Origin of the sequence: Chryseolinea serpens (assembly GCF_900129725.1) — a bacterium.
Taxonomy (GTDB): domain Bacteria; phylum Bacteroidota; class Bacteroidia; order Cytophagales; family Cyclobacteriaceae; genus Chryseolinea; species Chryseolinea serpens.
The window spans coordinates 2,698,314-2,712,037 of record NZ_FQWQ01000001.1 but is presented as its reverse complement, the minus strand read 5'-3'; the positions used below and the strand labels follow the sequence as shown (position 1 = coordinate 2,712,037).

The following is a 13,724-nucleotide window of genomic DNA, read 5'->3' as shown; positions in this document are numbered from 1 at the left end:
ATTAGAGTACAAAGTTAATTTTATTAATCCATCCCATCAACAATCCGGGATTGAAGAAAAGATAGAGTACCCCTAGAACCAATATCAGGCCCAAAAGATTTTCGAACGTAAGATAATTTGGTTTTGCGTTGATTTCGCCGCTTCGAACAAAGGCATAGAACGGGATGCGCAGGTAATAAAACAAGGAAACCACCGTATTTAGCAAACCAAATACCATCAGCCACAGCAAAACGCCCTTCCCGGAAAGCTGATAAGCATCCCAAAGCGACGAAAAAATGAAAAGCTTGCCCGTAAATCCGCCCGTCGGTGGCAACCCGGTGAGCGCCACAAATCCGACCAACAAAAAAACAGCAGGCCAGACCAGTATTTTCCCCGATCCCGCAAACGATTCCAGCGTCGTGCACCCAAGCGATTCAAAATATTGCAGGTAAAGAAATACTAGAAAATTCATCACCACGTAGGCGCTTGCATAAAAAAGCATGTAGTGAATGCCTTGCGGAACAAACGCGGCCACCCCCACCAACAAAAAGCCCGACTGCGCAATGGAAGAATAGCCCATCAGCCGCTTGGCATTTTTTTGCCACAACGCCGAAAAATTTCCCACCGTAAGCGACAACATCGCTACCAGGCTGAGCACAAATTGCCAGTCGAACGACGATTGCCCATAGGCATACAATGCCAACGTGAAGCGGGTGAGCACACCCAGCCCGGCCAGTTTCGGCACCACGGCAAAGAAAGCAATGACCGGCATCGGCGCGGCCTCATAGACATCGGGCGCCCAGGGGTGCAGAGGCGCGGCCGCCATCTTGTAGAGAAATCCGGCCAGCCCCAGGAAGGCGGCAATGAAAAACAATGGACTGGGATGATCAATGAGCGGCCGGGTGAATTCACCCAAGGAAAAGTCCAACGTGCCGGTCAGTCCATACAGCAACGAAAACCCATAGAGCATGGCGGCAGACGACACCGAGCCGAATAAAAAATACTTCATGCTTCCCTCCGTGCCTTTGCGCGAAAAAGCAAAGCCGGCCAGCACATAGGAACTGAGCGACACCATCTCCAGGGAGAGAAATACCATCAACAGGTTCACGCTCATCACCAGCAAGTGCGCGCCCAGCGTGATCGTGATCAGCAGGGCATAATATTCGGAAAGCGCACGTTGCAACTGTTGCCGGCGCCAGGTCATCGCCACCGTAAGCAGGCCGCTGATGTCGATCAGCAAACCGAGGTAGGACGAAAAACTATCCCGACGCAACATGCCTCCAAAAAGCGCAGCCGATTCCTGGGCCATCGAGCGGCTTAGTGCGAGCGAGACCGCGATGGCCACCACAAAAGTTAGTGCGCTCATTGCCGTGAGCGTTGTCTTTTGTATTTTTTTGATCAGCCCCAATATCACCAACACCACGATGCCGGTGGAAAGCACCAGTTCGGGACCCAGCAGGATAAAGCTTGCTTTGATCGATGACAGTTGTTCGGCGAGGTGTTCCACGCGCTAAGGGGTTAGCGTTAAATTCTTCCCAGTCTCCAACACGAAGGCTGCAAAATGCTGCGCATAGGGATCGATGACCGACATGAGCGGCTGTGGGAAAATGCCAAAGAACAAAATGGCCAAGGCCAGCGGAAGCAGGATAAAATATTCACGCCGGTTTAGGTCGGAGAGTTGATCCACGGAAAAATCACCTTTTACGTTGAGCGGGCCAAAGAACATACGCTGCAGCGTCCACAAGTAATAGGCAGCGCCGATCACCAGGCCAAGCGTTGCAACGATGGCCAGGCTTTCATGCAGCGGGCCACCCAGGCCGGCCGATTTGAAGGCCCCCAGAAAGACCATGATCTCGGCAATGAATCCCGAAAAGCCAGGCAGCCCCAACGAAGCAAAGAAGGCAACCAAAATGAATGCGGTATAGGTTGGCATTTTACCAGCCAAGCCCGAATAATGTGAGATGGTGCGGTCGTTCGTGCGATCGGCGAGCACACCCGCCAGCACAAACAGCATGGCCGAAATGAGTCCATGGCTGAACATCTGGTACACGGCCCCCGCCGTTCCCTCCGCGGTGAACGACGCCAGTCCCAACAACACAAAACCCATGTGTGATACCGACGAGTAGGCGATGAGCCGCTTCAGATCTTTGCTGGCCATGGCATTGAGGCCCCCATAAATAATGGAGATCACCCCCATGAGTCCCACAAACCATCCGAGGTGAAAAGCCGCATCTGGAAAAATGGGGAACGCGATGCGTGCCAGACCATAGCCTCCGATCTTCAACAACAGCGCGGCCAGGATCACCGAAATCGGCGTCGGTGCCTCCACGTGCGCATCGGGCAGCCAGGTGTGCACCGGCACCATCGGCAATTTGATCGCAAAGCCAAAGAACAAAAGCAGGAACGCCCACGTGCGCGCCGAGAACGGACCCAGTTGCAATGCGCGGTGCGGATCGAGCACGGACGTTGAAATAAAATTCGAGGCATCGGCCATGTGCAACAGGTTGAAGCTGTGCACCAGTTGGCCGCTCGTAGACGGATCGTGCACCGAAACATACAACGCGATCATCACGATGAGGATCAGGATGGAGCCGAGCAGTGTATAAAGAAAGAATTTTATGGAAGCATACTCACGCTTCGGCCCGCCCCACAACGCGATGAGAAAGAACATCGGCAGCAGCATGAACTCGAAGAAGAGATAGAACAACAGGAAGTCCAGCGCCGTGAAACTGCCAATGATCGCCGCATTCAGGATGAGGAGCAGGATGAAATATCCTTTCACGTTTTGCGTGATCTTCCAGGAGGCGATCGTGGCGATGAAGAGAATGAAAACGGCCAGGGCCACCAACGGCAAACTCAAGCCGTCGACGCCCACAAAATAAGACGCTTTCAATATGCCCCAGTTGCCCATGTTCAACGTGATCCACGGTTTCAGTTCCACGAATTGAAGCCCCGCGCCGGCTTGATAATTCAACAGCAATACCAACAGGAACATGACTTGCAATACATTCACCACGACGGTAATGATCCGGAAGGTCGCCGTGGAAGTGGCGGGTAAGAAAAGACTGAGCAGCGCTGCCAGCAGGGGAGTGAACAGTAAGAGCGAAAGGAGGTATTGCTGCATTTAACTGGTCTTTAGGACTGCATACGGTTTAAAGCAGGGTCCAAATTATGAAAATTATGATTGCGAAAGTGGCCCAGAAAATATAAAGCTGGATTTTCCCACCCTGAAAAGACCGGGTAAACGAACCCAGCCCTTTTGCTGCGCCCGCCACACCATCGACCAGGCCGTCCACGATCGCGCGATCAAACCAACCGGTGAGGTGGGCAACGATCAGTTGCGCGTAGGCTGTGGCATGAAGGAAACCGTCGATCCATTTTTTGTCGGCGTGGTGTGTCAGCGCCGCCAGTTGAAGGATCGGTTTTTCCACGAACTGTTTCAGGAGGCGATCGAAATAGAAAGCGTTTAACAACAAGGGGGATCCCACGGTGACTTGTCGCGTGACGTAAGCAACGCCAAGAGCCAGGATCACCCAAATCGCCGACGCGATGGATACCATTCCGGAATGGAACGGTTTAGCTTCGCCGATGTTCGTATACATCCAGCCGTAAAAATTGAAAGGATTCCACGAGAACCAGATCCACAACGAGACGCCGGCCAGCACGGCCATGGGCGCACGCATCACGGCCGGTGGCTCCGAAATGTGGAGCTGCGCTGTAGCGGTTTCGGAGCCTTTGAAAATTTTCCAGATCATTCTGAACGTATACACCACGGTGAGAAAGGACACCAATGCGACCGCCGCCAGGATGAGCAATTTCCAGGAGAAGCCTTCGCCATGCCATTGCACGAGCGCGGTGAGGATGGCATCCTTCGACAAGAACCCGGACGTGAGGGGCAAGCCGGCCAGCGCGCTTCCGCTGATCACAAAAATCAGAAAGGTGAAGGGTAGTTTTTTTTCCAAGCCACCCAGGTTGCGAATGTCCTGCACATCAAAATGCACGTGGCTTTGATGTTGTGCCTGGTGCAGCGAGTGGATGACGGCACCTGCAGCGAGAAAGAGGCAGGCTTTGAAGAAGGCGTGCGTAAACAAATGCAGCAGCGCAGCTTGAGGCGAGCCGGCTCCGAGGGCCACTACCATCAAGCCGAGTTGAGATAGGGTGGAGTAGGCCAGGATCTTTTTGATGTCGTGTTGCGCCAGGGCGGATACCGCGCCGAGCAGGGCTGTTATGCACCCCACCACGGCAACGATGTGGAGCGCGGGCACCGTGAATAGAAAATGCACGCGCGCTAATAAGAACACGCCAGCCGCCACCATGGTAGCCGCATGGATCAAAGCCGAAACGGGCGTGGGCCCCACCATGGCGTCGGGAAGCCAGGTGAATAATGGAAACTGTGCAGACTTGCCCACGATGCCACAAAAAATGCCCAACGATGCAAGCGTCATCCAGGTGGGATCAACCGGCATGTGTTGCAGGGCGGCAATATCGAAACTGTGCCCATGAGCCCACACGATCATGAGGCCAACCAGGAATCCGGCATCGCCCACGCGGTTGATGATGAAGGCGCGTTTGGAGGCTTCGGCCGCTGCAGGGATCTCATGCCAGTGACCGATGAGCATGTAGGAAGAAAAGCCGACCAGTTCCCAAAACACAAACGTCATCAGCAAATTGCCCGACACCACGATGCCTTGCATGGCGAACGTGAAAAATCCGAGCATGGCAAAGTATCGCTGAATGCCCGCGTCGCCCGCCATGTATCCCACCGAGTAGAGATGCACCAGGAACGAAACACCGGTGACGATGAACAGCATCAGTGCCGAAATATTGTTGATGTAGACGCCGGCTGAAAAAGAATATCCCGCCAGCGAAAACCACTCAAGCCGATACGCAAACGGCGGATGATTCCAGGCCTGGTACAACACCACGGCCGACGCGAGCGTGCCCAACAGGAGCAGGAACGATGCGAGCACCGAAGTGATCCACGAATATTTTTCAGAGATATAGAACGATAGAACAAACGAAAGCAACGGGAACGCCAGCGCGGCCACAAGGCAAAAGTGAAAGAGGAATGAGTATGTGTGAATCGCGTCCAAACGTCAAAGGTTTAGTTCATTCACGTCGTCGGGAACAGAAGTCTGGTATTCCCGGTAGATGCGGAGCACGATGGCCAGGCCCACGGCGGCTTCACACACGGCCACGACAATGACAAAGATAGCAAACATCTGCCCTTGCAGGTTGCCCGGATGCAGGCGGTTAAAGGCTACCAGGTTTAGGTTGGACGCGTTCAGCATCAGCTCCAATCCCAACAACACCAGGATCGTGTTCCGCTTGCTGATGACCACCACAAGCCCTACCGAAAAAAGAAAGGCGCCAAGATAGAGGAAGTGGTGTACAGGAACGTTCATAGCGTCAGACGTTTTTGGATTTGCGTTCTGAAGCGATCACCGCGGCGCCAATCAGCGCCATCAGCAACAGGATGCCGGCCGTTTCGAAGGGGAGCACATAGTCGCTCATCAGCAAGGCGCCCAGGGTTTGTGTAGTGTCTAAGGTCGTGGGTGTCGCGGCTTTCGCCGGATGCGCTACGAAGGTTTCCCGCGACAGGAGATACATCAGCATGCCAAAGAAAGCGAGACCCACCAGGGTTGCCGAAATGGAACGGGTGTGTTCGATGACCAGGGGTTTCCCGCCCAGTCGTGTGGTTAACATGATCCCGAAAATGATGACCACCAAAATCCCCCCGGCATACACCAGGATTTGCGTGACGGCAACAAATTCTGCGAAAGCCAAAATATAAAGTCCCGCCAATGCCAGCAATACGGCAATGACGAGCAGCGCACCATAGAATACATTCCGGACAAACAACAACGCCCCGGCAGCACCGGCAGCGATGATCTCAAAAAAGTAGAACAGGAACGACGGTGCATTCATGATGGCGACGTTGATGAGCCGGGCGGTTTTATCTTGGGCTTGAACACGGGCTTTGCAGGGGAGGCCGTCTTCGGTGCTTCTTTCTTTTCTTCTGTACCAGCCGTTGACGCGGTTGACGAAGGTGTAGCAGCAGCGGCCGCTTTATTCTTTTGGAAATCTTCAAAAAGTTTTTTCTTCTCTTCAATCTCTGCCGGCGTCATTTCGCCGAACACAAAATTATGCTCGCGGATGTCGGTCACGCTGAAGTCGTACACCTTCGTCATCGTGAGGCATTCGGTGGGGCACACGGTGGTGCACAATCCACAGAAACAGCATTTGCCCATGTCGATATCAAACGTGGCGGCGTAGATCCGTTTGGATGTTCCGTCGGAGGTTTTGCCGATCTCTTCCGTGGCCCGGATCGGTTCGATGGTAATGCAATTTACGGGACACACCTTTGCGCACTTGTCGCACACAATGCAGTCGTCGATTTCATTGTGGAGGCGGTAGCGGCCCGTGTCGGGTACGGGCTGCATTTCGTAGGGGTATTGAATGGTGGCAATGCCTTCGCGCGATGTGAAATAGTTTTCTTCGGCGATGCTGGTCACGGCCTGGGTCTTGCGGGCCTGGAGCAAATGCGCGAACGTCACCTTCAGTCCCGCGCCGAGCGAACGAAGGGTGTCGGTGATGTTGTGCCAGTAGGAGGTGTCTTTGCCCATATTCATTTGCGATAGCAAAAATAAAAGGGAAAAGGATGTGGCGAACATTTAGGGTGGATTATTCCACAGAAGATTCCCCCTGGAAAACGAACAGGTGTTAGACCGGGTCTGGCTTAGCTGGCTTTGGGCAGCGTGAAATAGAACGTGCTGCCTTTGCCCTCCTCGCTTTCCACCCAGATCTTGCCGCCGTTCTTCTCCACAAATTCTTTGCAGAGAATGAGGCCAAGACCCGTGCCTTTTTCGTTGGCAGTGCCCCGCGTGGTGTAGGGAGCGGTTTTATCGAACAGGATCTTGAGCACGTCCGTGTTCATACCCACGCCGTTGTCGGCAACCGAGATCACCCATTGTGTGCCTTTTTCCTGGCTCTTGATGGTGACCTTGCCGCCGTCGTTGGTGAACTTCAGGGCGTTGGTCATGAGGTTTCGGATCACGAGGTTGATGGTGTTGGAATCGGCAAAGCCAATGGTGTTTTTTGGCACTTCGTTGACGAGCTCAATGTCTTTGTGGTGCACAGAACCCAGCAGCTGAATATTTTCCTCCACGATCCTTTGGATGTCGATTTTGGCGGCCTGCAGGCTCAGCTTGTCCATTTGCAGGAGCGTCCAATCCAGCAGGTTGTTGAGGAGGGTGCGCGTGTGATTGAAGCGCGCCTTCAGTTCGCGTACGTGGCCCGGCAATTCGGTTTCACTCACGGCGCCTTTGTCGAGCAGGTCAAGCAACCCGCTGAGGGCGTTGATGGGCGAGCGCAGGTCGTGTGAAATGATGGAGAAGAATTTGTCCTTCACCTGGTTGAGGCGTTCCAGCTCTTCGCTGCGTTTCTCCATCTCTTCCTGGTGTTGCAGCAGCAGCATGTTGATCTGGCGGCGGCGACGGCCACTGCGATAAACGGTGATCAGCAGGATAACGGTCAGCGCCACGACCACCACGAGGATGTTGCGCACGAACTCTTGTTTTTTCAATGCATTGGTCGTGTTTTGATCCTTTTGGCTGAGGTAGGCGATCTGTGAATCGCGCGACTCCGTTTCGAGACGCATTTGGTCGCGGATCAATTTGCCCTGCATTTCCTGGCTGAACAGCGTATCTTCCAAAAGCTTGAATTGCTTATAATATTCCAGTGACCTTTTGTAGTCCCCTTTCTTCTCCCACAGGAGCGAAAGCTGGTTGAAACACTTGATCTCCAATACGCGTGCGTTCAATTCCTTGGCTACGGCGAGGCTGTTTTCAATTTTGCTGAGTGCCTGGGCGTAGTCGCCTTCTTTGGTGTAGACAATGCCCCGGCCTAACTCAACTTCGGCTACGCCAAACCGGTCTTTCGTGCGGGCGTTGAGCGTGTAGGCCGAGTCGTAATGTGCGCGGGCATTTTGAAAGTCACCCTTGGCCAGGTAGATGGTGGCCAGCTTGGAATGCACTTTGGGTTCCAGCGAATTCACATGGAGCTTGCGCGTCAGTTCCAGGGCGCGGTTGAGGGTTGCCAATGCCGAATCATACTCGTTCTTGCGCAGTTGCACATCGCCGATCTCGTCGTAGGCATAAGCGATGCCCTCATCGTCCTTTTGCTTTTCGCTCATTTTTTTTGCGAGATTCAGGTGATCCAGGGCGCGTTGGTATTGTCCCAACTCTTTGAACACGCGACCCACGTTGTGGTAGGCCACCAGCATGCGGAACGTGTCTTTGACGGCCGTGGCAATGCGGTGTGATTGGGTGAAGTAGAAAAAGGAATCGTCGTATTCGCCGAGTTCGTAATAGTCGTTGCCGATGTTGTTATAGTCGCGGGCGATCTTCACGCTGTCTTTCAGCTCGATGTCGTTCTCCAGCGAAAGGTTGTCGAAGTGGATGGCGTTGCTATGGTCGCCGCTGCTGGTGAGCAAATAGGCCTTGCTTTGGAAGGCAAGGACTTTCAATTCGGGCACCCCAAGTTTTTCGGCCAGGGTCACCGCCTCGTCCGTGTAGCGGGTGCTGGCATTGAAGTTTATGTATTGGTTTAGGGTGGACAGGCGGACAAGGGCTCTCACGCGTGTGGAGTCCGGCAAAGAACCCTTCAGGGCTTTTTGCAAGCTGTCAATTTCATGCGGCGCCTGCGCATGCAGGGCGGCCTGTGAACATACAAAGAGTAGGATCCAAAAAGTTTTTTTCACGCGATCAACTAAAAATTAATTTCCAAAATCCGCATACAACCACCAATACCAATGCAATCGGTGTCAAATATTTCCATGATACATTCATTAATTGGTCAACCCTGAGACGGGGAAAAGTCCACCTCACCCACATTTGCATGGCTACAAAAAACAAGGACTTGGCCAATAACCAAAAAATCCCCCACAAGGTTGATTCCCATGAGCCCGCTGCTCCACTTGTCCAATCAGCAAAACGTAGCGCAGCGATGTTCGGTAAGGGAGTGCTCCAGCTGCCAAAAAATAATACTGCCCCTAATATACTTACTAAAAGCATCATTCCATATTCGGCCAGCATTATTACGGCCCACCGGAAGCCCGAGTATTCTGTCTGAAACCCTGCCACCAGTTCCGATTCTGCTTCCGGCAAATCGAACGGTGCCCGGTTGCACTCGGCCAGAGAGGCAATGAAAAACACAACCCAAGCCACAAACAATAACGGCATCCGGAAGACATTCCAGGTGGTGAATCCGCCGATCGTCGTGGTCTCGATTCCTAGCGCAGGGATTCCAAAAAGATATTGAGGCTCGGTGCTATAGAGGCTTTGCTGCTGTGAAATTTCTTGAAGGCTTAGCGTCTCACAGGTCATGCACACACACAAGACCGACAGGCCCAGCGGAACTTCATAGGAGATGATCTGTGCTGCCGAACGCATCGTGCCCAGCATGCTGTATTTGTTGTTGGAACTCCATCCTGCCATGACAATGCCGATGACATCCAGGGAAACGATGGCCAACAGAAAGAACAAGGCGGTGGAGATGTTGGCACCCGACCACGTAGGGGCCAGGGGCAGCACGGCAAAACCAGCAAACACCGCCGCAAAGATGAGCACGGGTGCCAGGCGAAAAAGCGAGGCTTCTGCGCGGGCCGGTACGATGTCTTCTTTTTGAAGGAGTTTCAGCAAGTCGGCTATGGTTTGGGTGATGCCATAGTATCCGGTTTCCATGGGCCCCAGGCGGTCCTGGACAAATGCGGAGATCTTGCGCTCAGCATAGATGGCGATCACCGTGTAGAATAACAGGAATGGCAATATAAATACCAGTGTTGTCAAGGTCGGGCTAAGGGTCTTTCAAAGAGTGGCCAAATTGGGCAAATTATACGTCTTGATTTTTTATTTTTTCTGCCGAAAAGTACATCGGTCGTATCAGTTCCACAAGGGGTGTTTTTCCAGCCTCACATCGTCGTGAAAGAACATGCGGGCTGCGGCCTCGAACGACTCGGTATAGTCCGACACCAGGAAATGGTGCTGTACCGGGGCCGTGGTATTCAATAACTTCTTATTTTCAAGATATTGTCGCAAGGCCCGGGCAATGATTTCCGAAGAGTCCAGGATGGTCATGCGTTCGCCATAAAAGGCGGCGATCTCCCGTTTAATAAGCGGGTAATGGGTGCAGGCCAGGATCAGCGCATCGATGCCATGAAGGCTCTCTTCGCCCAGGTACTGGGCAATGATCTCGTGGCTGATCTGGTTGTTGAAGAAGCCCTCCTCGATCATGGGTGCCAGCAACGGGGTGGCCAGCGAACGCAGGGAAATCCCTTTCCCGCCTTCGTCGACCTTGCGGGCATATACACCCGACTGTACCGTGCGTTTGGTGCCGATGAGCCCCACCTTCTGGCCCCCAAACCGCTGCAGCACCAGGTCGACCATGGGGTCGATCACGTTGATGATATGAACGTCGTTGCGGACGTATTCCTTCAACAACTCGTAAGCAGCCGAGGAGGCGGAATTGCAGGCGATGACAATAACCTTACATCCCTTTTTGAGCAAAACGTCGGCAATCTTGATGGAATAGGCTTGGATGGCCGCCTCCGACTTGTCGCCGTACGGTAGGTGGGCCGTGTCGCCAAAATAGATGAGGCTTTCCTGTGGCAGCAGGTTTCGGATGGCGTGTGCTACGGTGAGACCGCCGATGCCGCTGTCGAAAACTCCGATAGGATGTGAAGCCGATACGTTCATACAACGCGCCAATATACGGGTTGGACGCGTGTGGGAAAGAGCCTTGGGGTAAAAGTATTTTTACACAGCGTTGGCAGAAAGCTTGGCTACGGTGATCTCATGCTGTTCGCGATGGCCACAGTACGAGCATTTATAGTGTTTTAATAAAACACCGGGCTCCCCAAACGTCGGGGCTTTTTCAATCTCTTCGCGGGCGATGCTCATGGTGAAATAGCCGCACTCCGAGCATTCTTCGGCGTGTTGATAGGCCGGGTACTTTTCAATTTTTTTGAACCCCGTGGCTTCGTCCACCCACACATCGTAATCGATGGAATGGATCACGCCATCGGCACGTTGCGACTCGTCGAGGTGATGTTGTTCTTCCGATTCGCTGAGCTTGCGCATGGCATTGCCGGCCGGCGAGATGCGGGGCGTGTTGCGCAACCGTGCAAGGCGTTTTTCGAGCTGACGCGGATAGTAGATGCGGACCAGGCTGTAGAAAACGAAGTAAGCGATCACCGCGAATCCTGCCGTCACGAAAATACGGACAAAGAACCACCGTGTACCTTCACGGGCGATCTTCTCCGTCGCAATGGTGTTGGCATAGATGACCACGGCCGCGATGAAGGCCATCATGGAATACCAGAAGTATTTGATCTCATTGAGATTGACGTAGTCGTACTTCTCTTTGAGATCTTTGATCTGGAACACCTTGAACTCATGGTACAAAAGGATCAATACACCCAGCGCAATGCACATAACGGAGCCGACATACATGTATTGATCCCACGTGCTTAAGAAGGTTGACGTGGTTTCCATAGGGATTAAATTTTGATATACTAATATATACAAAAATATTCTATCGAATGCCAATGCAGACTGCCATTCTTTTGATGCCAGACGCTATTTTTGCGGTTTACTTCGTGGTTTTTTTTGCTATTTATACAAACATGATCGAATTGTGCCGCAAGTTTGGGTCTATCGCTTTCTTCCTGGTCGCCACCATTCTTGTAGCGGACCAGGTGCACGGCCAAACGTTGGCGAGCGCTGGCACAAAAAAGGTGCTCACCGAATTGGAGGTCGATAGCCTGGTGCGCGCTTTCGATGCCCTGCCGCTGGCGGAGGCCGAGAGAATTCTGGAACTAGAGGCCGAAAACACAACCTCATCCAAGAGCCAGCTGCAGTCGCTGCGCATTCTGGCCCATGTGCAACTCCACAAAGGCAAAACGGTAGAGGCCTTACAACGGGCGGAAGAGATTTTGCAGGGTGCCGAACGACTCAAACAGCCTTCCGAAAAAGGACCGGCCTTGTTTCTCATGGGGAGCATCTACAACCAGGAGAACCTGAAGGAAAAAGCGCTGGATGCCTTTCTGAAGGCTGCACCCTGGAGTGAAAAATACGGAGACCCCTACGAATCGTTTGCGAATTACTATCAGGCGGCCTACATCCAATACCACGGTGAAAATTACGAGGCCTCGGTCGACTTGCTGAACCGGGCCTTGCGCATCTACCAAACACAACCCCAGGACTTCAAGACCAAAGGGAGACGATTTGACGTCATGAACAGCTGGAACACGCTGGGCCTGGCCTATATGAAGCTGGGAAACTTTGCCTCGGCTTTTATTGCCCTGAGAGCGTCGCGCAAGATGGCGGAAGAAGATCGCAACGAATTTTGGGAAGGTCTGACCATAGGCAACCTGGGCTTGCTTTATTTTAAAACGGGGCAGTACGATTCAGCCTTGCTGATGACCACGATCGACAAGCGCATCAGCCTGCGCTACCGCGAGTGGCACAATGCGGCCAATGCCATCTTTGTGATCGGAAATACCTATGAGGCACTCGGCAAACGCCAGGAGGCCCGCCACGCCTTCGACACGGTGGGGGTGTTGATCCGCGCGCACCAGTTTATCATGCCGCAGTACTACAGCAAGGTGGCCGGATTCTATGCCGAAGCCGGCGATCATAAAACAGCCTATGCCTTCATAAAAAAATTTCAGGCCGAGCGCGATTCTTTGCTGGCCCGCCAGAATTCGAAAGAGCGCGCCTATCTGCAAGCCGCCTACGATTTTGACAAGAAGCTGGCCAACCACAGCCTGGTCGTAAAAGAAAATCAACTGAAAGACGAGCAAATCAAAAACCAATCGTATCTCATGGCGACGATAGGCTTAGGGTTGGGAATGGCCTTGGTGCTCATCTCGTTTTTATACCGGCGAAACCGCTTCCGCAAAAAGGTGAACAAGGACCTGGAAGACAAAGTGAAAACCCGCACGCGCAAATTACTGGAAGCCAATCGCGAACTCGACACATTTCTCTACCGCTCTTCGCATGACCTGCGCCGTCCCATCACCACCATCATCGGGTTGAACAACATCGGTCAGTACCTCGTCAAGGAAGATATCGCCCGTGAGATCCTGCATAAAGTGAACACCACAGCCCAGGCGATGGACCAGATGTTACTAAAACTCACGACGGCCCATGACCTCAACAGCCACGTGGTGGAGCTCTCGATCATCCGGCTCAACGAGCTCATCTCGGAAGTGATCAAGAAATTTGAGACTGACCTCCAGGAGCAACAGATCGCCGTGTCGGTAACGGTGGAGGACGTACGGTTTGTATCCGACGAAAAATTGCTCCGCATCATTGTCATGAACCTTATCGACAATGCCATACACTTCACCAGCCCGGAACATCTCAATGGCATTGACATCCGTGTCTACGATGGCCACGGCACCGTGAACCTGGAGATCCGCGACCGGGGTGTGGGCATTGCCCAGCCCTTTCGCAACGAGATCTTCAAACCCTTCTTCCGCGGCAGCGACCGCTCCAAAGGCAATGGCCTGGGTCTCTACCTGGTGAAAAAAGCCCTGGACCGGCTGGGTGGTAAAATTACTTTTGAGTCCGAGATCGGGAAGGGGACATCGTTTTCCATTTCCATTCCCAACGTATAACCCCCGGGCGCATAATTGCCTTCCCGGTTCGTGTCACGCCAATAAATTCGTATTATTGTGCCCT

11 protein-coding genes are annotated in these 13,724 nt (G+C 53.1%); 1 reads left to right on the top strand and 10 read right to left on the bottom strand.

The genetic code is table 11. The annotated features are described in order from the left end of the window. Position 1: 1 nt before the first annotated feature. The 10 genes from BUB30_RS10825 to BUB30_RS10780 all read right to left on the bottom strand — a co-directional run bounded on the left by BUB30_RS10825 (position 2) and on the right by BUB30_RS10780 (position 11,531). Positions 2-1,486 carry an NADH-quinone oxidoreductase subunit N gene (locus tag BUB30_RS10825; protein ID WP_073133533.1) on the bottom strand — a complete coding sequence of 495 codons (1,485 nt, stop codon included), beginning with the start codon at positions 1,484-1,486 and terminating at the stop codon, positions 2-4. Between the two features lie 3 nt (positions 1,487-1,489). Then, positions 1,490-3,103: a complex I subunit 4 family protein gene (locus BUB30_RS10820; protein ID WP_073133531.1), complete on the bottom strand. Its 1,614-nt coding sequence runs from the start codon at positions 3,101-3,103 to the stop codon at positions 1,490-1,492. A gap of 28 nt (positions 3,104-3,131) precedes the next feature. Further along, complete coding sequence (locus tag BUB30_RS10815; RefSeq protein ID WP_084138020.1) at positions 3,132-5,072, bottom strand: NADH-quinone oxidoreductase subunit 5 family protein; 1,941 nt, start codon at positions 5,070-5,072, stop codon at positions 3,132-3,134. Between the two features lie 3 nt (positions 5,073-5,075). After that, entirely contained in the window at positions 5,076-5,384 is a 309-nt protein-coding gene (gene nuoK, locus BUB30_RS10810) for an NADH-quinone oxidoreductase subunit NuoK (protein WP_073133529.1), read from the bottom strand. 4 nt (positions 5,385-5,388) lie between these two features. After that, entirely contained in the window at positions 5,389-5,907 is a 519-nt protein-coding gene (locus BUB30_RS10805) for an NADH-quinone oxidoreductase subunit J family protein (protein WP_073133527.1), read from the bottom strand. Then, a complete protein-coding gene (locus BUB30_RS10800; RefSeq protein ID WP_245804063.1) occupies positions 5,904-6,653 on the bottom strand; it encodes a 4Fe-4S binding protein in 750 nt (249 codons plus the stop codon). The genes BUB30_RS10805 and BUB30_RS10800 overlap by 4 nt, the downstream gene beginning before the upstream one ends. A 65-nt stretch (positions 6,654-6,718) precedes the next feature. Beyond that, positions 6,719-8,740: an ATP-binding protein gene (locus tag BUB30_RS10795; protein WP_073133519.1), complete on the bottom strand. Its 2,022-nt coding sequence runs from the start codon at positions 8,738-8,740 to the stop codon at positions 6,719-6,721. Positions 8,741-8,744: 4 nt separating this feature from the next. Beyond that, entirely contained in the window at positions 8,745-9,827 is a 1,083-nt protein-coding gene (locus tag BUB30_RS10790; RefSeq protein WP_073133517.1) for a complex I subunit 1/NuoH family protein, read from the bottom strand. Positions 9,828-9,920: 93 nt separating this feature from the next. Beyond that, positions 9,921-10,733: a glutamate racemase gene (murI, locus tag BUB30_RS10785; RefSeq protein WP_073133515.1), complete on the bottom strand. Its 813-nt coding sequence runs from the start codon at positions 10,731-10,733 to the stop codon at positions 9,921-9,923. A 60-nt stretch (positions 10,734-10,793) separates the two neighbouring features. Then, a complete protein-coding gene (locus BUB30_RS10780; protein WP_073133513.1) occupies positions 10,794-11,531 on the bottom strand; it encodes a tripartite tricarboxylate transporter TctB family protein in 738 nt (245 codons plus the stop codon). Positions 11,532-11,662: 131 nt separating this feature from the next. Here BUB30_RS10780 and BUB30_RS10775 point away from each other — a divergent pair, with 131 nt between their 5' ends. Continuing rightward, positions 11,663-13,660: an ATP-binding protein gene (locus BUB30_RS10775; RefSeq protein WP_178377073.1), complete on the top strand. Its 1,998-nt coding sequence runs from the start codon at positions 11,663-11,665 to the stop codon at positions 13,658-13,660. The last annotated feature ends 64 nt before the right edge of the window (positions 13,661-13,724 follow it).